This is a genomic window from Citrobacter sp. TBCS-15, assembly GCF_005280815.1.
Taxonomy (GTDB): Bacteria; Pseudomonadota; Gammaproteobacteria; order Enterobacterales; family Enterobacteriaceae; genus Citrobacter; species Citrobacter werkmanii.
This window is the reverse complement of record NZ_SZWK01000018.1, coordinates 489,814-515,087: the sequence shown is the minus strand read 5'-3', so window position 1 is coordinate 515,087 and position 25,274 is coordinate 489,814. Positions and strand designations below refer to the sequence as shown.

The window sequence follows — 25,274 nt, the reverse complement described above, 5'->3', positions numbered from 1 at the left end:
TTTCCTTACTCACCCCAGTCACTTACTTATGTAAGCTCCGGGGGATTCGTTGCGTCAACGCCTTCCTGCAACTCGAATTATCTTGGATATATAAGGGGTCGCTCTAACGAGCGTGCCTCATTATTCAGCTTCTACGAAGCTTTCTTCCGCCTGGGAAGCCAGATCCTGAGAACGGCCTTCACGAACGGTAGTAGCTACAGCGCCCAGGTACAGGGTCACAGCACGGATTGCGTCGTCGTTACCCGGGATAACGAAGTCAACACCGTCCGGATCAGAGTTGGTATCAACGATAGCAAATACCGGGATACCCAGGTTGTTTGCTTCTTTGATAGCAATGTGCTCGTGGTCAGCATCGATTACGAACAGAGCGTCCGGCAGACCGCCCATGTCTTTGATACCGCCCAGGCTGTTTTCCAGTTTCTCAAGCTCACGAGTACGCATCAGCGCTTCTTTCTTGGTCAGCTTTTCGAAAGTACCGTCCTGAGACTGAGTTTCCAGATCTTTCAGACGTTTGATGGACTGACGAACGGTTTTCCAGTTAGTCAGCATACCGCCCAGCCAGCGATGGTTCACGAAGAACTGGTCGCAGCTGTTAGCAGCTTCTTTCACCGCTTCGCTTGCAGCGCGTTTAGTACCAACGAAAAGGATTTTACCTTTACGAGCAGAGATCTTGTTCAGTTCAGCCAGAGCTTCGTTGAACATCGGTACAGTTTTCTCAAGGTTGATGATGTGAACTTTGTTACGCGCACCGAAGATGAACGGCTTCATTTTCGGGTTCCAGTAACGGGTCTGGTGACCAAAGTGAACACCAGCCTTGAGCATGTCGCGCATGGAAACAGTTGCCATGATTAAAACCTCTATATATAAAAGTTGGGGTTAAGCCTCCACGCATCCCATATTACCGACCCCAAAGGGCACCCCGGAATATGTGCCGATACGTGTGTGTTGTTACACAAAGTGAGATTTGTCGCTCCCGTCCATCGTGTGTAGTCTTCGAATGGATCGGAAGTCCGGCGCGCTTTATACCACAAATACGCCACCGACACCAATAATTGTTGGCACTCAGTGCTGAATTGAACGATGAATTTCGTGTTACAGGCAGACGGCAAATTTTTGAATCCCCGGGAGCTTACGGCCAGTAAGTGACCGGGGTGAAAAAAATGTAGCCAACGCACCTGTGGCACGAAAGGCGAAGTTCAGAATGATTCTCAATTTGGCAGGGTACACCCCTGACTGATACCATTGTCAGCACTTACACAATTATTGCCGAAATAATCGGCACTGATGGACAGAATTCATGGCTATCTCAATCAAGACCCCTGAAGAAATCGAAAAAATGCGCGTCGCTGGCCGTCTGGCGGCGGAAGTACTGGAGATGATCGAACCGTTTATCAAACCGGGCGTCAGCACCGGCGAACTGGATCGCATCTGTAATGACTACATCGTTAATGAGCAGCAGGCCATTTCCGCGTGCCTGGGCTACCACGGTTACCCTAAATCCGTGTGTATCTCGATTAACGAAGTGGTGTGCCACGGGATCCCGGACGACGCGAAGCACCTGAAAGATGGTGATATCGTTAACATCGACGTGACCGTGATTAAAGACGAATTCCACGGCGATACCTCTAAAATGTTTATCGTCGGCAAGCCCACCATTCTGGGCGAACGTCTGTGCCGTGTAACGCAGGAAAGCCTGTATCTGGCGCTGCGGATGGTTAAACCGGGCATTCGCCTGCGCACGTTGGGTGCAGCGATTCAGAAATACGCGGAAGGCGAAGGCTTCTCTGTAGTACGTGAATACTGCGGTCACGGTATCGGTCGCGGCTTCCACGAGGAGCCTCAGGTTCTGCACTACGATGCGGACGACGGCGGCGTGGTACTGCAGCCGGGCATGACCTTCACCGTAGAACCGATGCTGAATGCCGGTGATTACCGCATCCGCACCATGAAAGACGGCTGGACGGTGAAAACCAAAGACCGCAGCTTGTCTGCTCAGTACGAGCATACTATTGTGGTGACAGAAAACGGCTGTGAGATCCTGACGTTACGCAAGGATGACACCATCCCGGCGATCATCACACACGACGAATAATGTTTTGCCTGATGGCGATGCCTCCGCATCTTATCAGGCCTACAAATTGTACTACTTCGTAGGCCGGATAAGGCGTTCACGCCATCATCCGGCTTTTTAATGGGTGGCGCATAATGAATACTCTTCCTGAACAGCACGCAAATACAGCCCTCCCCACCCTGCCTGGCCAACCGCAAAACCCCGGAACCTGGCCACAGAATGATCTCAACTGCGCCGGCATTAAAGCGCATATCGACACGTTCCAGCGCTGGTTAGGCGAAGCGTTTGACAGCGGAATTTCCGCTGAACAGCTCATTGAGGCCCGTACCGAATTTATTGACCAGTTGCTACAACGCCTGTGGATTGAAGCCGGTTTTGGCCAAATTGCCGACCTGGCGCTGGTTGCCGTTGGGGGTTACGGGCGCGGCGAACTGCACCCGCTTTCCGACATTGACCTGTTGATCCTCAGCCGTAAAAAGCTCCCTGACGCGCAGGCCGAAAAAGTCGGTGAGCTGTTAACGCTGTTGTGGGACGTGAGGCTGGAAGTGGGCCACAGCGTGCGTACGCTGGAAGAGTGTCTGCTGGAAGGTTTATCAGATTTAACCGTCGCCACTAATCTGATAGAAACACGCCTGCTGATTGGCGACGTGGCGCTGTTTCTTGAGCTACAAAAGCATATTTTTAGCGAAGGTTTCTGGCCGTCCGATAAGTTTTACGCCGCCAAAGTGGAAGAGCAAAACCAACGCCACCAGCGTTATCACGGCACCAGCTACAATCTGGAACCCGATATCAAAAGCAGCCCCGGCGGCCTGCGCGACATCCACACTCTACAATGGGTCGCCCGCCGCCATTTTGGCGCAACCTCACTGGATGAGATGGTTGGTTTCGGCTTTTTGACGCTGGCGGAGCGTGCCGAGCTGAATGAATGCTTGCATATCCTGTGGCGCATACGCTTTGCTCTGCACCTGATCGTGAGTCGTTACGATAACCGCCTGCTGTTTGATCGTCAGCTCAGCGTAGCCCAACGGCTAAACTACGGCGGCGAGGGCAATGAGCCTATCGAGCGGATGATGAAAGACTACTTCCGCGTCACACGACGGGTCAGCGAACTGAACCACATGCTGTTGCAGCTGTTCGACGAGGCGATCCTCGCTATGCCCGCCGACGAAAAGCCGCGTCCGATTGATGACGACTTTCAACTGCGCGGCTCCTTGATTGATCTGCGCAGCGATGACCTGTTTATCCGCAAACCCGAAGCGATATTGCGGATGTTTTACATCATGGTGCGTAACAGCGCAATCAGCGGGATTTACTCCACCACGCTGCGCCATCTGCGCCATGCCCGTCGTCATTTAACGCAGCCGTTATGCTATATCCCGGAAGCGCGCTCGCTGTTTCTCAGCATGTTACGCCATCCGGGCGCGGTGAGTCGTGGTCTGCTGCCGATGCATCGCCACAGCGTGTTGTGGGCCTATATGCCGCAATGGTCGCATATAGTCGGCCAAATGCAGTTTGACCTGTTTCATGCCTATACGGTGGATGAACACACCATTCGCGTAATGCTCAAGCTGGAAAGTTTTGCCAACGAAGATACCCGCCAGCGCCATCCGCTGTGTGTGGATCTGTGGCCGCGCCTGCGGCAGCCGGAGCTAATTCTGATTGCCGCTTTGTTCCATGATATCGCCAAAGGCCGCGGTGGCGATCATTCGGTTCTCGGTGCTCAGGACGTACTCAAATTCGCCGAGCTGCACGGCCTGAACTCCCGCGAAACACAGCTGATCGTGTGGCTGGTGCGCCAGCATTTACTGATGTCAGTCACCGCTCAACGTCGCGATATTCAGGATCCCGAAGTGATTAAGCAATTCGCCGAAGAAGTGCAAACGGAACACCGCCTGCGCTTTTTAGTGTGCCTGACCGTTGCGGATATTTGCGCCACCAACGAAACGCTGTGGAATAGCTGGAAGCAAAGCCTGCTGCGCGAGCTGTACTTTGCCACGGAAAAACAGCTACGGCGTGGGATGCAAAACACACCGGATATGCGCGAGCGCGTGCGTCACCATCAGCTTCAGGCGTTGGCGTTATTGAGGATGGATAACATTGATGAAGAAGCGCTGCACCATATCTGGTCACGCTGTCGGGCGAACTATTTCGTGCGCCACAGTCCAAATCAACTGGCCTGGCATGCGCGTCATCTCTTACAACATGACCTCAAAGAGCCGCTCATTCTGCTTAGCCCACAGGCAACGCGTGGAGGAACGGAAATCTTTATCTGGAGTCCGGATCGCCCGTATCTGTTTGCCGCCGTTTGCGCCGAGCTGGATCGGCGTAATCTGAGCGTCCACGATGCGCAGATTTTCACCACCCGCGATGGAATGGCGATGGATACATTCATTGTGCTGGAGCCGGACGGTAGCCCGCTGTCGTCAGACCGACACGAAGCGATCCGTTTTGGGCTGGAACAGGCGATCACTCAGCGTAGCTGGCAACCGCCGCAACCGCGTCGCCAGCCGGCAAAATTACGCCATTTTACCGTCGATACCGAAGTGACTTTTCTGCCGACCCATACCGATCGAAAATCATTCCTCGAGCTTATCGCTCTCGACCAGCCAGGACTGCTGGCGCGGGTCGGGCAGATTTTTGCCGATCTGGGAATTTCGCTGCATGGCGCCCGAATTACAACAATTGGCGAGCGAGTAGAAGATTTATTCATAATCGCCACCGCCGACCGGCGCGCCCTTAATAATGAGCTGCAGCAGGAAGTGCATCAACGGTTGACAGAGGCCCTCAATCCAAACGATAAAGGGTGATGTTTTTATTTATTATGGAAAGAGTTTAACAATGCAGCAGTTACAGAACGTTATTGAATCCGCTTTCGAGCGCCGTGCCGACATTACTCCGGCAAATGTGGATACCGTAACCCGCGAAGCGGTGAATCAGGTTATTTCTTTACTGGATTCCGGTGCTCTGCGCGTCGCAGAAAAGATTGAGGGTCAGTGGGTCACGCATCAGTGGCTGAAAAAAGCGGTCCTGCTCTCTTTTCGTATTAACGATAATCAGGTTATCGATGGTGCGGAAAGCCGTTACTTCGATAAAGTGCCGATGAAATTCGCCGACTATGACGAAGCGCGCTTCCAGAAGGAAGGTTTCCGCGTGGTTCCGCCTGCGGCCGTGCGTCAGGGCGCGTTTATCGCCCGTAACACCGTGCTGATGCCATCTTACGTAAACATCGGCGCTTATGTTGATGAAGGTACGATGGTTGATACCTGGGCGACTGTCGGGTCCTGTGCGCAAATCGGTAAAAACGTACACCTGTCCGGCGGCGTTGGCATTGGCGGCGTACTGGAGCCGTTACAGGCTAACCCGACCATCATTGAAGATAACTGCTTCATCGGTGCGCGTTCTGAAGTAGTAGAAGGCGTGATCGTCGAAGAAGGCTCCGTTATCTCCATGGGCGTATACATCGGTCAGAGCACCCGTATTTATGATCGCGAAACTGGCGAAGTGCATTATGGCCGCGTTCCGGCGGGCTCCGTTGTCGTTTCCGGCAACCTGCCGTCGAAAGATGGCAAATACAGCCTGTACTGCGCGGTGATAGTGAAAAAGGTTGATGCCAAAACGCGTGGCAAAGTGGGAATCAACGAACTGTTACGCACCATCGACTAACAGCAATTTGAAAAAGTGGGCTTAGCCCGCTTTTTTTACATCTGCGAGTGGCGTAAACAAGGCTTTTCGTTAATTATTCAATGGTTATAGTGAGCTTAAGGGTACCGCTATGTATGACAATCTGAAAAGTCTGGGCATTACTAATCCTGAAGAGATCGATCGTTACAGCCTGCGGCAAGAAGCCAACAACGATATCCTGAAAATCTATTTCCAGAAGGATAAAGGCGAGTTTTTTGCCAAGAGCGTGAAGTTCAAATATCCCCGCCAGCGTAAAACGGTTGTCGCCGATGGCGTCGGCCAGGGTTATAAAGAAGTGCAGGAGATCAGCCCCAACCTGCGCTATGTGATCGATGAACTGGATCAGATCTGCCAGCGCGATCGCAGCGAAGTCGATCTTAAACGTAAGATCCTCGATGATTTACGTCATCTGGAAAGCGTCGTGACCAACAAGATCAGCGAAATTGAAGCCGATCTGGAAAAACTGACGCGTAAATAACCGCGAGTGGATGTATTCGTAGGCCGGGTAAGGCGAAGCCGCCACCCGGCATTTTGCCTGATAAGCGTAGCGCCATCAGGCAATCAATGCTGCTCATCTAACTGCAACGCCACATACAGTAGCAGTCTGTCGTCAAAATTCCCCAAATCCAGCCCGGTCAGTTCTGAAATACGATTCAGGCGATATTCCAGCGTATTACGATGAATAAACAATGCCTTTGAGGTCGCCAGCGGCTGAACGTTATGCCGAAACCATGCCGCCAATGTCCGACGCAGCAAGCCGTTATTATCCATTGCTTTTAACCGTACCAACGGACGCGCCAACTCATTGGCCTGCCAGCCGCCGCGCAGGCTGTCCAGCAGTACCGGCAGCATCAGATCCTGATAGAAATAGCTTCGGCTTTCCGGCATCCGCTGCTTACCGACCATCATGGTGGTACGCGCCGTACGATACGAACGGGCAATGCTGCCAGGCCCGGTAAAATAGTTGCCGAGCGAGACGCGAAAACGCAGCTGTCCGTTCTCTTTCATCCGGGTAATAAGCTGTTCAACGCGCTTGCGATGATCTTCGGCATCCCAGCGGCCAAACTGATTGAGCGCGGGTTTCAGCACCACCATCTCAGTCAGGGAAACAATCGCAATCAGATTATTACGCTCTGGCGTGGTCAACGCATTCTGTAATTGCTGTAGCTCAGCCATCGCGCTGTCAACGCCAAGCTGACCGCTGTCGACTTCAACTACCGCTGCCACGCGCGGCTGGTTCAAATCGATGCCTAAACGCTGCGCCCATTCCATTAGCGCCGGGGTATTTTCTTCCGCCTGAATCAGGTTCATCACCAGCTCTTCGCGCAGACGGCTGTCCTGGGCTAAAAGATGCATCAGACGAGACTGTTCCAGCATCATTTCGGCGGTCATACACACCAATTCACCGTATTTACGCAGATGTTCCGGTTCGCCGGTAAGACCGATAACGCCAACGATTTCGCCTTCAAGACGCAGCGGCAGGTTGATCCCCTGTCGCACACCGTGTAAATGCCGTGCGACCGCATCGTCAATATCGACCACCCGCCCCTGAGAAAGCACCAGCAGCGCGCCTTCGTGCAATTCACCAATTCGTTCGCGATCGCCGCTGCCGATTATCCGCCCACGGGCATCCATTACGTTGATATTGGTATCAATGATGCGCATGGTACGCGCCACGATATCCTGCGCCATTTTGGTATCAAGATGCCAGCCAGCCATAAACCCTCCTGTGAGCAGAGCTCAAGCATAAGGAAGATAACAAACGACAACATTGTGCAAATGCACAAAGCGGAAGAGAGAAGTATGGAGTTGTGGGAGGTATCACAAAAAGAAACCCCTTCCTGTGCAGGAAGGGGTTGAGGGAGATTACTGCATCAACAGATAGATGGAGCTGTCGCCACGCTGAATGTTCAACGCCAGTACAGCGGGTTTGCTGTCGAGAATTTTGCGCAGTTCGGCGATATTTTTCACCGGTTGCTGGTTAGCACCGATAATCACATCCCCTTTCTTCAGGCCAATCTGTGCCGCCGGAGAATTCGGTTTCACGTCGCTTACCACGACCCCTTTGTCCTGGCCCTTGTTGCTCATATCAGCACCTTCAATGCCTTTGAAGATAGAGCTGGAATCAACCTGGGTCTGGCTGCTCTGCTGCAGTTCCAGATTCACAGTAACAGGCTTACCGTCGCGCAGCAGGCCAAGGTTAATTTTGCTGCCTACCGGCATAGTTCCCACCTGCGCACGCAGGGCGGCAAAGCTGCTGATAGGTTTACCGTTCAGGGAGGTAATCACATCCCCGGCTTTAATACCCGCTTTCGCTGCGGAAGAGTTCGGCATGACCTGGCTGACGAATGCGCCACGCTGGGCGTCAACTTTCATCGCTTTCGCCAGCTCAGAGCTCAGCTCGGTACCCATAATGCCCAGCTCGCCACGTTTAACCTGGCCGAACTCAACCATCTGCGAGGTCAGGTTTTTCACCATGTTGCTTGGGATTGCAAAGCCGATCCCGATATTACCGCCGTCCGGTGCGAGGATCGCGGTATTAATCCCGATCAGCTCACCGTTCAGGTTGACCAGGGCGCCACCGGAGTTACCCCGGTTGATCGCAGCATCGGTCTGGATAAAGTTCTCGTAGTTTTCCGCATTCAGGCCGCTACGGCCCAGCGCAGAAACGATACCGGAGGTAACGGTCTCGCCGAGGCCAAACGGGTTACCAATTGCTACGGTGTAATCACCCACGCGCAGCGCGTCGGAATCCGCCAGCTTAATAGCCGTCAGGTTTTTCGGATCCTGAATCTGGATCAGCGCGATATCGGAGCGCGGATCTTTACCCACGATCTTCGCGTCAAATTTACGTCCATCGCTCAGTTGAACTTTAATCACCGTGGCGTTATCCACCACGTGGTTGTTGGTCACAACATACCCTTTCGCGGCATCAATAATTACGCCGGAGCCCAGCGCCATAAATTTTTGCTGCTGGCCACCGCCGTTGTCAGCGCCCGGTGCGCCGCCCTGGCAGAACGGGGAACTCTGGAACGGAGAACCGTCCTGGCAGAATGGGGAATTATCACCGAAGAACTGCTGGAAATTACGCGGCATGCGCGGCGTATTCACCGTCGTGCTCCCCTCGACGTTAATACTCACCACCGATGGCATCACTTTTTCAAGCATCGGGGCCAGGCTTGGCATCTGTTGGGCGGTCGTTGCTGAAGACGCCGTTTCAGCCGCTGTTGCAGACAAGGGGGACAACGCCAAACCTAAACTCAGAGCCAGTGCACTCATTGCTAATGTGGTTTTTTTCATGTGTTTCGTTCTCGATTAACAGGTAACGCAAAATTGCTGTATACGTCAGAGTCGTTTTATAGCGCTAAGTTCCAGATTTAAGTTTAAGGAAAAAGTAAAATTTTATTGTCGGCCTTTACAAATGATTATTTATTGCTCTACTGCCATCAACCGGCGATATTCATCCCAGGCGTATAAATCTGTCATCCCGCTGATATAATCCTGAATCAAACGACAGCGATAATAATATTCCAGAACAGAAAACTCAGCGCAGCCAACCGATATTTTACTGACCGCCTCAACATAAGCAAGGCGATGGCGAGTGGACAGCTTCTGAAATAACCGGGACTCGATAGGAAAACGTTTTACTCTTTCATTTTCGACCAGTTCAGTAAAATCTGACTGAGTCATTTTTAATAACGGTTGATAGATTTCCAGCAGCCCGCTGATCACCCGATAGCCCTGTAACTCCAGTTGCTCAACATCTGGGTGGCTAAACACATGTTTTATCGCCACATTTTTATAGACACCCAGCAACTGGCTGAAGCTACTGGCATCTTCTAACAGCGCGTGATTAAAACATCCCTCAAAAATCTGCGGCAAGTTATCGATAAATCGCTGAGCAGCGTACGGCACCAGTTTATTCAATGTATTAACGCGTAAATACATAAAGAACTGATCTTCGGTACTCCGGCTTAATGTATTTGAACGTGATTTCTCCCAGGCGTTCTCTACCACCAGACTGAACAGGGAACCTTTTTCGTGGTGTCCCCACGCCTCATGCAGATGGTGATAAAGTTGCTCGACGCTAAAGATTCTTTTCTCAACGGCATCTTCCAGATCGGCCACGCAATAAGAGATATCATCGGCAGCTTCCATAATCCAGGTTAATGGAAAGCGACTGTAAGGCGCTAATGATAATTCTTTACGTAACCTCTCAATATACAGTTCTTCAGAAAGATAATAGCCTGGTTTCTTCATTAAATAGTTGTGTGTTGCAGGCGCATTACCACGCCACCACGCCGGACGGGTATATTTCAAAATACCGCCAACCTGCGCCCAGGTAAGATTCATGCGCATCAGGGTATGTACCAGACGAATCCCTTGCGCATTACCTTCAAAATGACATAAATCTTGTCGCACCTTACGGCGAATATCATTCAGCGACTCTTCGCCTTCGCGCAAACGTAATGCCGCCACCAGACAGCGGTCATCGCTGAGTGGCTGACTTTCCGCATCTGCGGGATACAGTCGCTGGCGGAACCAGTCATTAATTGCCGCTTCACCAAAGTGACCAAACGGCGGATTGCCAATGTCGTGCATCAGGCAGGACATTTCGACAATACTTTCAAACGGTCCCGTCAGTTCATCCAGGCCATACTGCTCCAGCAACTTTTGCTCTTTTAGTCGGCTGAGGATCTCTTTCGCGATATAGCGGCCAACCTGCTGAACTTCCATTGAGTGCGTTAAACGCGTACGCACCGCCGCATTACGTTCCAGCGGAAAGACCTGGGTCTTTTGTTGCAGTCGGCGAATTGCCGGAGAATTGATAATACGTCCACGATCGCTTTCGAAAATACGCAGGATCTCATGCTCAGTCTTCACGCCCTGCGGCGAACGGTAACGACGATGCCAGTTTATTTTTTTTCGGAAATCGATCTGTGCCATGTCCTCTCCCGCCTGAGAAATGCGCTACCCCTTAAGCGCATGATAGACTATGCCCTCAAATCTGGCTTATCGCGAGTAAATCTATGAAAATCGGCATCATTGGTGCAATGGAAGAAGAAGTTACGCTACTGCGTGACAAAATCGAAAACCGTCAGACCATCGCTCTCGGCGGTTGTGAAATTTACACCGGCCAACTAAACGGTACTGAGGTTGCGCTACTGAAATCAGGCATCGGTAAAGTCGCTGCTGCACTGGGCGCTACGTTGCTGCTTGAACGCTGCAAGCCGGACGCCATCATTAATACCGGTTCAGCGGGCGGCCTGGCCTCTACGCTGAAAGTCGGCGATATCGTGGTTTCTGATGAAGCGCGCTATCACGATGCCGACGTCACGGCATTTGGCTATGAATTTGGTCAGCTACCGGGTTGCCCGGCGGGTTTCAAAGCCGATCCTGCACTGATTGCTGCGGCAGAAGCCTGCATTGCAGAACTGAATCTGAATGCTGTCCGTGGGCTTATCGTCAGCGGCGATGCCTTCATTAATGGCTCTGTTGGCCTGGCAAAAATTCAACATAACTTCCCACAGGCGATTGCCGTTGAGATGGAAGCAACCGCGATTGCGCATGTTTGCCACAATTTTAACGTGCCGTTCGTCGTGGTTCGCGCCATTTCTGACGTCGCCGATCAGCAGTCCCATCTCAGCTTTGACGAGTTCCTGGTGGTCGCCGCGAAGCAGTCAAGCCTGATGGTTGAAACGCTGGTACAGAAACTGGCGCATGGCTAAATTACTCTCCAGGGCGCTGGTCGCCCTGCTTTTCACTCTCCCGGCGTTCCTTTACGCCGCACCGCGTGTTGTTACGCTTTCTCCCGCCAATACTGAACTCGCTTTTGCCGCAGGCATTACCCCCGTTGGCGTCAGTAGCTATTCAAATTACCCGCCCGAGGCTAAAAATATTGAAGAGGTCTCAACCTGGCAAGGCATGAATCTGGAGCGCATTGTGGCGCTGAAACCGGATTTGGTCGTCGCCTGGCGCGGGGGAAATGCTGAGCGGCAGGTAAATCAACTGACCGCGCTGGGTGTTAAGGTCATCTGGGTGGATGCTGTTACCATTGAGCAGGTCGCCGATGCGCTACGCCAGTTGGCGCCATGGAGCCCCAGGCCAGAGCAGGCCAAACAGGCAGCAAAAACGTTGCTTGATGAATATGCTTTACTAAAATCTCAGTATACCAACAAACCGAAAAAACGCGTGTTTCTCCAGTTTGGTGCGAATCCTCTGTTTACAAGTGGAAAAGGCTCCATTCAGCATGAGGTTCTTGAGGTATGCGGTGGAGAAAACATCTTTGCCGGCAGTCGGGTTCCATGGCCGCAGGTTAGCCGTGAACAGGTCCTGGCAAGAGCGCCGCAGGCTATCGTTGCCACCGGTGGTTCGGGCGAAACGCTGAAAATTGAGCAATACTGGGGAAACCAGCTAAAAATACCCATTATTACACTTAATAGTGACTGGTTCGAACGCGCGAGCCCGCGTATTATCCTCGCCGCAAAACAACTCTGCAATGCGCTTTCACAGGTAAATTAGCGCCTGCCCCCACCAGGTTTGTTGTGAGGATTTAAACATGCTCGTCTATTGGCTGGATATTGTCGGTACCGCGGTATTTGCTATCTCTGGCGTCTTGCTTGCCGGAAAACTGCGTATGGATCCCTTCGGCGTTCTGGTCTTAGGCGTGGTAACAGCCGTCGGTGGCGGGACGATCCGCGATATGGCGCTGGATAACGGACCGGTTTTTTGGGTTAAGGATCCTACCGATCTGGTGGTGGCGATGATCACCAGCATGCTGACGATCCTGCTGGTGCGTCAGCCCCGACGGTTGCCGAAGTGGATCCTGCCGGTGCTGGATGCCGTTGGTCTGGCGGTATTCGTGGGCATTGGCGTCAACAAAGCTTTTATAGCCGGAACAGGGCCTCTGGTGGCAATTTGTATGGGCGTGATTACCGGCGTTGGCGGTGGGATCATTCGTGACGTATTAGCCCGTGAAGTGCCGATGATTTTGCGCACCGAAATCTACGCTACAGCCTGCATTATCGGCGGGATCGTACATGCGACCGCGTTTTATACCTTTGATGTTTCACTGGAAAACGCCAGTATGATGGGGATGATTGTCACCCTGCTGATTCGACTGGCCGCCATTCGCTGGCATTTGAAATTGCCGACGTTTGCGCTGGATGATAACGGGCGTTGATATTGTTTTGCCCGATGGCGCTACGCTTATCGGGCCTGGAACATCTTTCCTGTAGGCCGGATAACACGCTCGCGTCGCCATCCGGCATAACGAACAGCAATCAGATGCTGAAAGAAGAACCACACCCGCAGGTGCTTTTAGCATTCGGGTTAGTCACAACGAAGCGGGAACCTTCCAGACCTTCGGTATAGTCAACCGAACCACCCACCAGATATTGCAGGCTCATCGGATCAACCACCAGACCAACACCTTGTTTCTCAATGGTCATATCACCATCGTTCACCTGATCATCAAAGGTGAAACCATACTGAAAACCACTGCAACCACCGCCGGTGATATACACGCGTAATTTCAGGTTCGGGTTATCTTCGTCAGCGATCAGGCTTTTTACTTTATTGGCTGCTGCTTCAGTAAATTGCAGTGGCAGCGCTACGTCATCACTCATATTTTGCTCCAAACGACATTGGCAATTGGGCAAATTATAACCCAATGGTTAAAGCCATTATCTAATACCCTGGTATTTCGTTCAAGTATTCTCGCCAGCGGCGGTACCCTGGCTTTTTGCCGCCTGCTCCGCTTCCTGTTTTGCCAGCGTGCGGGCAAGGATAGTCGAGTATAGCGGCTTTCCGCCCATAAATTGGGCTAATAGTGTTGCGCCAAGACAGGTAATAATCATTGGCAAAATGAGCTGATAGTTATCGGTCATCTCCAGCACCAGCACAATACCGGTGAGCGGCGCCCTTACCGACGCCGCCAACAATGCTCCCATTCCGGCAATGGCGAAGGTCCCGGCCTCGAGGTGATAATGCGGAAAGAAGGCCGCTGCGGCCATACCGAATGCGGTACCAAGCAGCGTGCCCAACGCCAGCATCGGGGCAAAAATCCCACCAGGCGCACCGGACGAGAAGCACAGCAGCGTGGTAATAACCCGGGTAATAAAGATAAACAGCAGCAGACCGACGCTAAAATTGCCTGCCGCAGCAATCGGGATCAGGTTAAACCCGCCACCTGCCGCTTCAGGTTTAATTAATCCAAGGATCCCGCACAGGCCGCCAATCGCACCGCCCATGAGCACCCATTTTTTAATCTCGCCACCATGGAAACGCTGGAACATGTCCTGGGTACGCAACACCATGGTATTAAACAATGGTCCGACGCAGCCAAAAATAATCCCCAGCACCAGATACAGCCACAGCGTATTCACCGGCGCATTGGAGAGCTTGCCAACTTCAATAATCGGGGCTTCACCGTTGAAAACGCGAAACACAATGCTCGACATGATGACGCCGGTAAACACGGCTTTGATCGACACGAGGTTATAGCGAAACTGTGGACGCATCTCTTCAATAATGAACAGGATCCCCGCCAGAGGAGCATTAAACGCCGCCGACAAGCCCGCTGCGGCACCGGTAGCCAGCAGGGTATGCCGCGCTTCGGCGCTGCGCATACGGAAAATATCCAGCACCATGCGTCCAATGTTGCCGCCAATCTGCACGGTCGGCCCTTCTCGCCCGAGCACCATCCCAGCGCCCAGTGTGCCCATACCGCCGATAAATTTCACCGGCAGAACGCGCCACCAGCGCACGGGTCGTAACTCTTCCAAAGCGCCTTCAATCTCTGGGATCCCCGAACCGCCCGCTTCCGGTGCAAATTTACGCACCAGAAAATAGCCGACCATCGCCAGCAATGCAGAGAGGATAAACGCCAGCGGCCACAGCAGAATGGCATGGTCCGCAACCTGAGCCAGCGCGCCTATGCGCTGATTCTGCACCCAGGTCACCGCTTTCTCAAAGGCTACGCCCACAAGTCCCGTCACGGTACCCACTACCGCGGCCATTAAGAGGATCGCCAACGGCGTTTTATCTCGTTCCAGGAGTCGACGGATTTGATCCCTGCGGCGTAAACGCACAATTTGCTGTGCTTCAAAAGAGGGAGTGTCTGTCTTCATCAGATGATCATTAATTGGTAATACAAATACGGAATCGGCATTCTACTCGCACATTTCACGAAAATCCCCTGCAAATCGCATTGTTTCAATTGCGTAAAACTTTCATAACCTTCTCTGAATAACTAGAATAGCGGGCATTTACTTTTTCTACGAACCAGGACCCCATCCATGAGTAAGTCTGAAAATCTCTACAGCGCAGCACGCGAACTTATCCCTGGCGGCGTTAACTCCCCCGTTCGCGCCTTTACTGGCGTGGGTGGTACTCCGCTGTTTATCGAAAAAGCGGACGGCGCGTATCTGTACGATGTCGATGGTAAAGCCTATGTCGACTACGTCGGTTCCTGGGGACCGATGGTACTGGGTCACAACCATCCGGCAATCCGTAATGCGGTGATTGAAGCCGCAGAACGCGGTTTAAGCTTCGGCGCGCCAACCGAGATGGAAGTGAAAATGGCGGAGCTGGTCACTGAACTCGTGCCGACCATGGACATGGTGCGCATGGTGAACTCCGGTACGGAAGCGACAATGAGCGCCATCCGTCTGGCGCGCGGTTTTACCGGTCGCGATAAGATCATCAAATTTGAAGGCTGCTACCACGGCCATGCTGACTGCCTGCTGGTCAAAGCCGGTTCCGGCGCGTTAACGCTGGGCCAGCCGAACTCCCCTGGCGTTCCAGCTGATTTCGCGAAACACACCCTGACCTGCACCTATAACGATCTCTCTTCAGTGCGTGCAGCGTTTGAACAGTACCCGCAGGAGATCGCCTGTATCATTGTTGAGCCGGTCGCCGGCAACATGAACTGCATCCCGCCGCTGCCAGAATTCCTGCCAGGCCTGCGTGCATTGTGCGATGAGTTTGGCGCGCTGTTGATTATCGATGAAGTGATGACCGGTTTCCGCGTGGCACTGGCCGGTGCACAGGATTATTACGGCGTTGTTCCGGACCTGACCTGCCTGGGTAAAATCATCGGTGGCGGGATGCCCGTTGGCGCATTCGGTGGCCGTCGTGATGTGATGGACGCGCTGGCGCCGACCGGTCCGGTTTACCAGGCGGGTACACTGTCCGGTAACCCGATTGCAATGGCGGCGGGCTTTGCTTGTCTGACCGAAGTGGCCCAACCGGGTATTCATGAAACGCTGAACGAACTGACAACGCGTCTGGCGGAAGGTCTGCTGGAAGCGGCCAAAGACGCTAATATTCCGCTGGTGGTTAACCATGTGGGCGGGATGTTCGGGATTTTCTTCACCGATGCAGAAACCGTGACCTGCTATCAGGATGTGATGGCATGCGACGTTGAACGCTTTAAGCGTTTCTTCCACATGATGCTGGATGAAGGGGTTTACCTGGCGCCTTCTGCCTTCGAAGCGGGCTTTATGTCTGTGGCGCACAGCGAAGAAGATATCAATAACACCATCGACGCCGCGCGTCGGGTGTTTGCGAAACTGTAAAAGAGAACGTACAGAAACAACGTAGGCCGGGTAAGGCGAAGCCGCCACCCGGCTTTTTTATTGCCGGATGGCGACGCGAGCGTCTTATCCGGCCTACATGAAAAGAATCAGCCTCAGCGGCTCTGCTTTCTCAGCAGATAGATAAAGTACGGCGCGCCGATAAACGTCGACAGTAATCCCGCCGGGATCTGATACGGAAACAGCACCATTCTGCCGCACCAGTCGGCAAAGACCAACAGCACGCCTCCCGCCAGCGCCGAAATCAGCATATGCGGCATCGCCCGGCGAAAACCCATCATGCGAGCAATATGCGGCGCCATCAGCCCGACAAAGCTCAACGGCCCAATCGTCATGGTTGCTGTCGCCGTTAATCCCGCCGCCAACAGCAGTAATCCCACGCGTGACGGCGTCAACGCCATACCGACCGCCCGCGCCGTATCGCCGCCGAGCGGTAAAATCGTCAACCAACGACGGCACAGCGGCGTCAGCACCAGCAAGAAAACCATCACTATCCCGGTACGCAATACCTGCTCGCCTGTCGCGTTATAGGTTGAGCCAGAGATCCAGGTCAACACGCCCGCCATGCGCGGGTCGCCGCTGGCCTGCAGCATCATCAGCAGCATTGTAAACGCCGTGCTGAGCGCCATCCCTGCCAGCAGCATACGGTGCGGCGAAAAACCGCCGCGCCCGGCGGCAACCATGATGATAAGCAGAGTGACCGCCGCTCCGAGGCTCCCGGCGGGGAGTAGCCAGCCAAAGGCATTGCCGGGCACCAGAAACAGCATGAGCACTACGCCAAATGCCGCGCCGGAGCTAATACCCAGGACTTCCGGGCTGGCCATTGGATTTCCGGTCAGACGCTGAATAATACAGCCCGCAACCGCCAGCATCACTCCGGCAATCAGCGCCGCCAGAATACGTGGCCAGCGCCAGGGCATCAGTTCATCAAGCATCGCGCCGCTGGCCCATGTCCAGCCGTGTGCATCACGTCCGAACGACAACGCCACGACAACCGCCAGCAGTAAAATCGCACCGCCCGCCAGCGCAAACATCAGTACATTTTGACGCTCAGCGGCGATGCGGTTGCTGGCATTCATATCCGGTGCGCTCATGCTTTTAAGGCGCGGCAGCAGCCACAGCAGCAGCGGCGCGCCAACCAGTGCCGTCACCGAGCCGGTGGAGACTTCCATCCAGACGCGGGTTAGCCACAGAATGATTTGATCGGAGAGCCAGAGGATCAGCGCGCCAATCAACGGGGCCAGCAACAGACGCGCCAGTAAGCGCCGGGCACCGAGCATTTTTGCCAGCAGCGGCGCAAACAGGCCGATAAAACCGATAATTCCGACGGCGTTAACCAGCAAGGCGCTGATGACAATCGCCAGCGTCAGTGCCGCCAGGCGCGCCAGCGATAGCGCCAGCCCAAGGTTTCGCGCCACGCCGTCATCCAGTCCCATCAGCGTCATTGGGCGTAATAACAGCAGTGTCAACATCACGCCACCCAGCAGTTGCGGCCACAGGCGCTGAACGCCACTCCAGTCGGTTTGCGTCAGCGAGCCACTGCTCCATAAAAACATGCTTTGTAGTTGATCGTGATGGAAGAGCACCATCAACTGGTTAATCGCCCCGCAGTACAGGCTGACCACCAGACCGGCAAGGATTAGCGTCACCGGAGAAAGACGTTTTCCCCAAGCGACGCCAAACACCAGCGCGCCAACGATACAGGCCCCTGCCAGCGCCGCAAATTGCGCGGTCAGCGCCCCCGGAATCGCCCACAGCGTCGTGACCGTAATACCTAACTGCGCCCCGGTTGCGACACCTAACGTAGTGGGTTCTGCCAGTGGGTTACGCAGCACCTGCTGGAACAACACGCCGACCAGGCCCAGCCCGGCACCGACCAACAGCGAAATTGCCAACCTCGGCAGCAAGCTGTAGTGGAAAACCATCTGCTCAATAGCATTGATATCCGGTGACCAGATAGCCTGTTGCCACTGACTGCGCGGTAGCGCAACAGAGAAGTTAACCCAGGTCAGCCAGCAGGCAGCGACAAACAGAACCGCCAGAAGAAGCGTTGGGAACAGCGCAATTCGTTTACTCACGCTTTGCCTCCCAGCGCATTATCCAGAATGCGGGCAAAATGCATCGCGGACAGCGTTGCGCCATAAAACCAGACGGCAGGCACGCGCTGAAAACGTCCGTCACGGACAAACGGCATCACCTGCCATAATGGCGTAGACATCAGCGCAGCCATCTCTTTACCGTTGCCGTGATCAAAGCACAGCACATCAACATCCTTATAAGCAGCCAGACGGTCAATACTCACAGCAGTGCTGCCCCAGAAGTTGGTTTCTCCCTGCCAGGCGTTGGGGATCCCATATTCGTCCAGCACCTCCTGAAACAGGCTGTTCGGCCCAAACACCAGCATATGCCGCGAATCAAGCAGGGATGTCAGGAGCACGGGGCGCTCGCCACGTTGCATAAAGCGCGGTTTCAGGCTGGCGATAAAACGATCGTACTCGGCCAGATGGCGTTCAGCGGAGGCTGACAGATTCAGCAATTGCGCCATTTCCTGCAGCGATTTTCGCGCAACGGCCAGCGGCTTTTTGCCATCACTGAAATTAAATCCCTGCCCGGGGGCAATCCGCGCGAGCTTTTCGGGGGCGGGGCCATAACCAGCCGACCACACCAGAAACGAGGGCTTCATTTCGGTCAGCAGTTCGAGATTGGGTTCCGTACGTAGCCCGACGTCAATCACCGACTCCGGCAATGGAGGCTCATTGACCCACAGCTTGTAGTTAGGGATATCGGCAATGCCATACGGCGTAATACCCAGCGCCAGCAACAGCTCTACCGGTAACCATTCCAGCGCCACAATACGCTGTGGATCAATCGCCGCCGCGTGCGCCGTATTCATCCGCCACAGCAGCGGCGACAGCGCCATCGCCGTCAGCAGCCGCCGACGGGTAATATGAGGTAATCCGATCATTAATAGACAAAACTCACGGGTGCGGCACCGGCCGGATGCGGCAAAATGCCCATCGGGATACCGTAAATCTGTTCCAGCGTTTCGCTGCGCATCAGTTCCGCAGGCGTTCCCTGAGCAATCATTTCGCCGCCGCGCAGCGCAACTAAGTAATCGCAGTAGCGGGCCGCCATATTGATATCGTGCAGTACGGCAATCACCGTCAAGCCGCGCTGCTGGCTTAAGCGATGCACCAGCGCCAGCACGTCAACCTGATGGGCGATATCCAGCGCGGAGGTCGGTTCGTCAAGTAGCAGACAGCGGCTGTCCTGCGCCACCAGCATGGCGATCCACGCACGCTGGCGTTCCCCACCGGACAGGCTATCGACCAGACGATGCGCTAAAGGTTTTAAGCCCACCAACGAAATGGCTTCTTCTACTTTCTCCCGGTCAGCCACACCAAACCGTCCCAGCGCGCCATGCCACGGGTAGCGGCCAATGGCCACCAGCTCGCGGACGGTCATCCCTTCAGCCTGCGGCAGTTGCTGCGGCAGGTAAGCAACCTTGCGGGCAAACGCTTTACTGCTCCAGCTCTCCAGCGGCTGGTCGTCTAGCAGGATTTCGCCTTCTGACGGCGGCTGATGACGTCCCAGCATTTTCAGTAACGTCGATTTTCCGGAACCGTTGTGACCGATAAGTCCTGTCACTTTTCCCACAGGAAACGTTAACGAGAGGGGATGCAAAAGCGTGCGGCCAGGCACACGAAAGGAGACATTACGCAACGCAAAAGTGGTGTCGGGATGGGATCTGTTTTCCTGCATAGCAGCCAACTTGTAAAACGGGCACGCAAAGCGTGCCCAAAGAGAAATTAGAAACGGAAGGTTGCGGTTGCAACGACCTGACGTTCTGCGCCCCAGAAGCAGCCATAGGTATCAAAGCAGCTGGCAACGTATTCACGGTCAAACAGATTAGTAACGTTAACTGCAACGCTGGAACCTGCCATACCGAGACGAGCGAGATCGTATTTAACGACGGCATCCATCACGGTTGAGCTACCCACCTTGAAAGTATTTCCAGGATCACCATAGCTAGAACCGACATAACGGCCACCAGTTCCCAGCGTTAACCCAGATAACGGGCCTTCGTAGAAGGTGTAATCCCCCCACAGAGAGGCCATGTTTTTTGGTACCTGAACAGGTGTTTTACCTTTAAGCGTCGTGTCTTCTGTATATTCCGCATCGGTATACGTGTAAGACGCAGTCAGGTTAATGTTCGCATTCACTGCGGCTTTTGCTTCTAATTCAACGCCACGAGAACGTATTTCACCCGCCGGAACCTGCGCAAACGGATTAAGCGGGTCGGTGGTCAGGTTATTCGTTTTCGTTAGCTCATATACCGCGGCAGTAACAACAACGGGCAGATCTTTTGGAACATATTTCACGCCAGCTTCATATTGCTTACCTTTTGACGGCGCATAAGCAACGTTATCAGCAGGTGTTGCCGCCCATGCTTTTGAAGGGTTCGGCTCGAATGATTCGCTGTAGCTAAAGTATGGCGTAATACCATTGTCGAAGAGATAGTTAATCCCGCCGCGCCAGGTGAACTGCTCATCGTTACGCTCAACTTTCTGATTACTGGAACGAATAGTGGTTGCCTGCTGAGACCAGTCATAGCGGCCTCCCAGTGTTGCAACCCATTTATTCCATTCCAGTTGGTCCTGTACATACACGCCAGTTTGGTGCTGCGTGTTAAGCTGGAACGGTTTCGCGTCAGGGAAATCAACATCTTCATACACCGGATTATTCATATCTAAAGGCGGTGCACTTCCGTAGGCGTTATCAATATCGTTTCGCAGACGCGAATAGTCGACGCCGGTGAGCAGAGTGTGTCCAACATCTCCCGTCGCGAACTTGCTTTCCAATTGAGTATCTACGCCAAAATCATTATAGCGTTCATCGGCGACGATAATCTGACGGGTCAGCTGATTACCCACTGCGCCGAAACCGTACACACTCTGTTGAGAGGTTTTGATTTGGCTATAACGTAAATTTTGACGCACAGTGAAAGTGTCATCAAAACTGTGTTCAAAGCTGTAGCCAACCATTCGCTCATAACGCGAATAGGTATTGTTCGGCGCATAATCCGTAAAGCTAACTGGCAAACGGGAACCATCAGGTAACGGATCGACCGTACCTTGTTTCGGCAACCAGCCGTAATAGCCCGTTGACGGTTCATTCTGAATGTTTGCTCGCAGAGTCAGGTTGGTTCGGTCATCAGGCTTCCAGCTAAACACCGGAGCAATGGCATAACGCTTCTGCTTCGCGAAATCCTGTTGTTCGTCATTAGAACGAGCCAACCCTGTCAGGCGGTATGAGTACACGCCGTCGTCATCCAGGGAATCGCTGAAATCAAAACCGGTTTGGAACAGATTATCCGAACCCATTTTGAATTGAATTTCTTTTAGCGGCTCTGATGTCGGGCTTTTGCTAACCATGGAGATCAAGCCACCCGGATTACTTTTCCCGTAAAGTACAGACGTTGGCCCGCGCATAAGCTCGACGCGTTCAAGCATGTAAGGATCAACAACGGCAGAGCTGTAGTAATCCCCCTGTAGCTTGACGCCATCAAGGTAATTGTTCGGTGTTGGGCCAGGCGTATAGAAGCCACGAATAATAACGAAATCATAAGTGCTGGAAGCGCCACGCGTAGAAACGGCAGCACCAGGGGTATAGGCTAAAGCCTCTTTTACCGACCCTGGCTGATGCATATCCATCTCTTCACGCGTCACAACCGAAACAGACTGCGGGGTCTTTTCGATAGGCGTATCAGTCTTGGTGGCAGTGGCAGAGCGTTTCGCGGCGATGGTTGCCGCAGGCCCCCATGCACTTTCCTGCGGAGCAGGCGCTGCAGTTACGGTGATGGTTTCTTCTTTCGGGTCAACCGCCGCCTGTGCATAGACAGACATGCCGCTAACCGCTGTGGCTACCACTACTGCGATTTTACGCAGTGATGAACTTGGCTGAGCAGTTTTAAGACGCGCCATTGGTATTTCTCTGATGAAAGTAAATGATAACGTAAACGAGAATTATTATTATAACGGCAGCATAATATTCGAAACTCTGGCGAGATAGCAAGCAATACACGTCCCTACTAAAACTGAGGGGTTAAGAAATAACCAGATGAAAAGAAAGGGTTAATAAATTAGGCTGAAAGGTGGCGTTACGCCCTTGCACTGTATACCTGATAAGCGTAGCCCCATCAGGCAAAACAATGGCGGATTGTTGAATAGCAGTGTGAGTATCTTGCGCGAATAAAGAAAAACCCGCCGAAGCGGGTTTTTAAGCAGGCGTTAGTTACCGCCAAACATCTCTTTAATCCAACCGGCCACGCCATCGCCGTCCTTCTTCTCTTGCTGCGGCGGTTGCTGCTGTTGAGGCTGCTGTTGCTGCGGCTGCTGAGAAGATTGATCGAACGGATTACCCGACTGCTGCAACATCTCACCTTGTTGACACAGTGAATCCGGATCGGTGGTCCATACCGGAAGCGTACGCATCCCGCCGCTGCAAACGAAGTTACCGTCGTAGTCTACGCCCATATCCACCACATCCTCCGGCGGCGTCAGCACCAGCGGTGTCGGAGTCTGGTTGGCCAGGTAACGCTGGTAAATCGACATCGCGCCACTGGCACCGTACAGCTTGGTTGGCTGGTTGTTATCGCGGCCCACCCAGGTGATGGTCACCTGGCTGCCGTCGATCCCGGCGAACCAGGTATCGACGTTGTTGTTGGTGGTACCGGTTTTACCTGCCAGATGCAACCCTGGATACTTCGCGCCAAGCTGGCGGCCCGTACCACGCTGAACCACCTGCTGCATGGTCCACAGCGTCATATACGCCGCCTGCGCCGGAACGGCACGCTCAGCCTGCGGGAAGCTCTGGTACAACACCGTGCCATCTTCGGCAATCACCGAACGCAGCGCCGACAGCGGCGCGCGGTTCCCGCCGCTGGCGATAGTCTGGAACGCCTGCGCCACTTCGATTGGCGTCAGGTTCAGCGCCCCCAGCAGCATAGCCGGAACCGGGTTAAGCTGATCTTTCGGAGCACCCAGCTTCAGCCAGGTATCGGTTACAGCGGGCAGGCCCAGCGCCATCCCCAGATTTACCGTGGGTACGTTCATTGAGCGCGTTAACGCGTCCACCAGCATCACTTTACCGCTTTCGCTATAGCGACGGTCATCGTTCTGCGGTGACCACACCTGGCCGTTCGGCTGACGCAGCGCAATTGGCGCATCGGCAATCCAGGTATTCAGGCGGTACAGCTTCGGCTGGCTAAGTGCCGTCAGATAGGTCGCCGGCTTCGCCAGAGAACCAATTGAACGACGTGCCTGCATCGCACGGTTATAGCCCGCAAACTGCGGCTCTGCCCCACCGACCATGGCGCGAACTTCGCCGCTAAAGCGATCAACCACCACAATCGCCGTTTCCAGATCGCTCAGCTTACGTTGTTTCTTCAGCACCGGAATGCCTTCCACCGCCGCTTTTTCTGCGGCATCCTGCGCCACCGAATCAAAGGTGGTGAAAATTTTCACACCGGAGAGATCTTTAACTTTATCGCCCAGCTTCGCCTGTAGCTCCTGACGCACCATCTGCATAAACGCTGGCTGTGGTGAAATCACCCCGCCGCGCGGTTGCACGCCTAATGGACGCGCGCTCAGCATGTCATACAGATCCTGGTCGATAATCTGCTGCTGTTGCAGCAGACGCAACACCAGGTTACGACGCTCCAGCGCCAGCTTCGGGTTACGCCACGGGTTATAAATCGACGCCCCTTTCACCATCCCAACCAGCAGGGCCTGTTGGTCGAGGCTTAACTCTTCCACCGGACGTCCGAAGTAATACAGGCTCGCCAGCGGGAAGCCACGGATCTCATTGTCACCGCTTTGACCGAGATAGACTTCGTTCATGTACAGCTCAAGAATACGGTCTTTGCTGTAACGCGCGTCCATGATCAGCGCCATATAGGCTTCGTTGGCTTTACGCCAGTAGGAGCGCTCGCTGGAGAGGAACAGGTTCTTCACCAACTGCTGGGTCAGCGTACTGGCCCCTTGTACCGTACGACCTGCCGTCAGGTTCGCCAGCACTGCACGGCCAATGGAATAGAGACTGATCCCGTCGTGTTCATAGAAGTGACGGTCTTCTGTCGCTAACAGCGTGTCCACCAGCAGATCCGGGAAGCCGCTACGCGGGACAAACAGGCGCTGCTCGCCGTTAGGTGAAGAGAGCATGGTAATCAGACGCGGATCGAGACGGAAGAAACCGAACTGGCGGTTGTTATCCATATTCTCGATGGTGTCCAGATGATCGCCGTCAAAGGTCAGACGCGCGCGCACCTGCCCTTCTTTGCTGTCCGGGAAGTCAAACGGGCGACGAATCATCTCAATGCTCTTCGCCTGTACGGTGAATTCGCCCGGACGCGTCATCTTCGTCACCTGACGATACTGCGTGGCCTCCAGCAGCTTCACCATCTCATTCTTGCCGATGGGCATTTCTGGCTCAAGGTTAACCATGCGGCCATACACCGCCGCCGGAAGTTGCCAGACTTTGCCATCAATACGGCTGCGAATTTTTTGGTCCAGATACACGCCGTAAATGGCGATCAGCACCAAAAAGACAATCGACAGTTTTACCAGCAGCCAGAACCAGCCGCGCTTACCACGAGGCTTACGCCCTTTGCCCTTACCCTTACGCGGCATCGGTTCTTCATCCTCATAGTCATCATCATCATAATCGTCGTCATACTCTTCATCTCTGAGTTGACGACGGCTCACCTTTTGTTTTACCGGACGCGATGGTTTCCCTTTACGTCCAATTGGCTCGCGGTCATTCCCCGCCATGCTTTTTCTCCGCAACATTCAGGCGCAAGGGCCCGATTCTCTGTTCTTCCGTCCTGCGACAGAAGAAGAAATCTCTCAATTATTACCGCTCTT

19 protein-coding genes and 1 pseudogene are annotated in these 25,274 nt (G+C 53.8%); 8 read left to right on the top strand and 12 right to left on the bottom strand.

Annotated features, from left to right (window positions below; genetic code table 11):
* Window positions 1-120: 120 nt before the first annotated feature.
* Window positions 121-846: a 30S ribosomal protein S2 gene (gene rpsB / locus FDW96_RS02550; RefSeq protein ID WP_003018553.1), complete on the bottom strand. Its 726-nt coding sequence runs from the start codon at window positions 844-846 to the stop codon at window positions 121-123.
* A gap of 451 nt (window positions 847-1,297) precedes the next feature.
* Between rpsB and map the strand changes: the two genes are divergently transcribed.
* The 4 genes from map (at window position 1,298) to FDW96_RS02530 (ending at window position 6,230) form a co-directional block, all read left to right on the top strand.
* Window positions 1,298-2,092 carry a type I methionyl aminopeptidase gene (gene map / locus FDW96_RS02545; RefSeq protein WP_038637400.1) on the top strand — a complete coding sequence of 265 codons (795 nt, stop codon included), beginning with the start codon at window positions 1,298-1,300 and terminating at the stop codon, window positions 2,090-2,092.
* A gap of 113 nt (window positions 2,093-2,205) precedes the next feature.
* Complete coding sequence (gene glnD / locus FDW96_RS02540; protein ID WP_042312181.1) at window positions 2,206-4,878, top strand: bifunctional uridylyltransferase/uridylyl-removing protein GlnD; 2,673 nt, start codon at window positions 2,206-2,208, stop codon at window positions 4,876-4,878.
* Between the two features lie 31 nt (window positions 4,879-4,909).
* Window positions 4,910-5,734, top strand: coding sequence for a 2,3,4,5-tetrahydropyridine-2,6-dicarboxylate N-succinyltransferase (dapD, locus tag FDW96_RS02535; RefSeq protein WP_006686779.1), 825 nt, complete (start codon window positions 4,910-4,912; stop codon window positions 5,732-5,734).
* A gap of 109 nt (window positions 5,735-5,843) precedes the next feature.
* Window positions 5,844-6,230, top strand: coding sequence for a DUF3461 family protein (locus tag FDW96_RS02530; protein WP_003018562.1), 387 nt, complete (start codon window positions 5,844-5,846; stop codon window positions 6,228-6,230).
* 83 nt (window positions 6,231-6,313) lie between these two features.
* Here FDW96_RS02530 and cdaR read toward each other — a convergent pair whose 3' ends face one another.
* The 3 genes from cdaR to dgt form a co-directional block, all read right to left on the bottom strand.
* Complete coding sequence (gene cdaR / locus FDW96_RS02525) at window positions 6,314-7,471, bottom strand: DNA-binding transcriptional regulator CdaR (RefSeq protein WP_042312184.1); 1,158 nt, start codon at window positions 7,469-7,471, stop codon at window positions 6,314-6,316.
* 147 nt (window positions 7,472-7,618) lie between these two features.
* On the bottom strand, window positions 7,619-9,052 hold the full coding sequence (gene degP, locus FDW96_RS02520) for a serine endoprotease DegP (RefSeq protein ID WP_005132129.1): 1,434 nt from the start codon (window positions 9,050-9,052) through the stop codon (window positions 7,619-7,621).
* A gap of 129 nt (window positions 9,053-9,181) precedes the next feature.
* The gene (dgt, locus tag FDW96_RS02515; protein WP_042312189.1) at window positions 9,182-10,699 is read right to left on the bottom strand and encodes a dGTPase; all 1,518 of its coding nucleotides are present in this window, start codon (window positions 10,697-10,699) and stop codon (window positions 9,182-9,184) included.
* 83 nt (window positions 10,700-10,782) lie between these two features.
* Between dgt and mtnN the strand changes: the two genes are divergently transcribed.
* The 3 genes from mtnN to FDW96_RS02500 are packed head-to-tail and all read left to right on the top strand — an operon-like array spanning window position 10,783 to window position 12,935.
* Window positions 10,783-11,481, top strand: coding sequence for a 5'-methylthioadenosine/S-adenosylhomocysteine nucleosidase (mtnN, locus tag FDW96_RS02510; protein WP_042312191.1), 699 nt, complete (start codon window positions 10,783-10,785; stop codon window positions 11,479-11,481).
* On the top strand, window positions 11,474-12,274 hold the full coding sequence (gene btuF, locus FDW96_RS02505; protein ID WP_137365177.1) for a vitamin B12 ABC transporter substrate-binding protein BtuF: 801 nt from the start codon (window positions 11,474-11,476) through the stop codon (window positions 12,272-12,274). The genes mtnN and btuF overlap by 8 nt, the downstream gene beginning before the upstream one ends.
* Before the next feature lie 37 nt (window positions 12,275-12,311).
* Entirely contained in the window at window positions 12,312-12,935 is a 624-nt protein-coding gene (locus FDW96_RS02500; protein ID WP_038637378.1) for a TRIC cation channel family protein, read from the top strand.
* 100 nt (window positions 12,936-13,035) lie between these two features.
* On the opposite strand, the gene erpA is transcribed toward FDW96_RS02500, so the two are convergent.
* The 3 genes and pseudogenes from erpA to clcA form a co-directional block, all read right to left on the bottom strand.
* Window positions 13,036-13,380: an iron-sulfur cluster insertion protein ErpA gene (erpA, locus tag FDW96_RS02495; RefSeq protein WP_006686771.1), complete on the bottom strand. Its 345-nt coding sequence runs from the start codon at window positions 13,378-13,380 to the stop codon at window positions 13,036-13,038.
* Window positions 13,373-13,438 (bottom strand): annotated as a pseudogene (gene yadW / locus FDW96_RS25150) (small protein YadW). The gene erpA and the pseudogene yadW overlap by 8 nt, the downstream one beginning before the upstream one ends.
* 23 nt (window positions 13,439-13,461) lie before the next feature.
* Window positions 13,462-14,883 carry a H(+)/Cl(-) exchange transporter ClcA gene (gene clcA, locus FDW96_RS02490; RefSeq protein ID WP_137365176.1) on the bottom strand — a complete coding sequence of 474 codons (1,422 nt, stop codon included), beginning with the start codon at window positions 14,881-14,883 and terminating at the stop codon, window positions 13,462-13,464.
* Between the two features lie 168 nt (window positions 14,884-15,051).
* On the opposite strand from clcA, the gene hemL reads away from it, so the two are divergent.
* Window positions 15,052-16,332 (top strand): glutamate-1-semialdehyde 2,1-aminomutase, encoded by a 1,281-nt coding sequence (gene hemL, locus FDW96_RS02485; protein ID WP_042312195.1) that lies wholly within the window; start codon window positions 15,052-15,054, stop codon window positions 16,330-16,332.
* A gap of 113 nt (window positions 16,333-16,445) precedes the next feature.
* Here hemL and fhuB read toward each other — a convergent pair whose 3' ends face one another.
* The 5 genes from fhuB to mrcB all read right to left on the bottom strand — a co-directional run bounded on the left by fhuB (window position 16,446) and on the right by mrcB (window position 25,181).
* On the bottom strand, window positions 16,446-18,428 hold the full coding sequence (gene fhuB, locus FDW96_RS02480) for a Fe(3+)-hydroxamate ABC transporter permease FhuB (protein WP_061380845.1): 1,983 nt from the start codon (window positions 18,426-18,428) through the stop codon (window positions 16,446-16,448).
* The gene (gene fhuD, locus FDW96_RS02475; protein ID WP_061380846.1) at window positions 18,425-19,315 is read right to left on the bottom strand and encodes a Fe(3+)-hydroxamate ABC transporter substrate-binding protein FhuD; all 891 of its coding nucleotides are present in this window, start codon (window positions 19,313-19,315) and stop codon (window positions 18,425-18,427) included. The genes fhuB and fhuD overlap by 4 nt, the downstream gene beginning before the upstream one ends.
* Window positions 19,315-20,112, bottom strand: a complete 798-nt coding sequence (gene fhuC, locus FDW96_RS02470; protein WP_042312203.1) for a Fe3+-hydroxamate ABC transporter ATP-binding protein FhuC — start codon at window positions 20,110-20,112, stop codon at window positions 19,315-19,317. The genes fhuD and fhuC overlap by 1 nt, the downstream gene beginning before the upstream one ends.
* 47 nt (window positions 20,113-20,159) lie before the next feature.
* On the bottom strand, window positions 20,160-22,334 hold the full coding sequence (gene fhuA, locus FDW96_RS02465) for a ferrichrome porin FhuA (protein WP_042312205.1): 2,175 nt from the start codon (window positions 22,332-22,334) through the stop codon (window positions 20,160-20,162).
* Window positions 22,335-22,640: 306 nt separating this feature from the next.
* Window positions 22,641-25,181 (bottom strand): bifunctional glycosyl transferase/transpeptidase, encoded by a 2,541-nt coding sequence (mrcB, locus tag FDW96_RS02460; protein WP_048214900.1) that lies wholly within the window; start codon window positions 25,179-25,181, stop codon window positions 22,641-22,643.
* Window positions 25,182-25,274 lie beyond the last annotated feature (93 nt).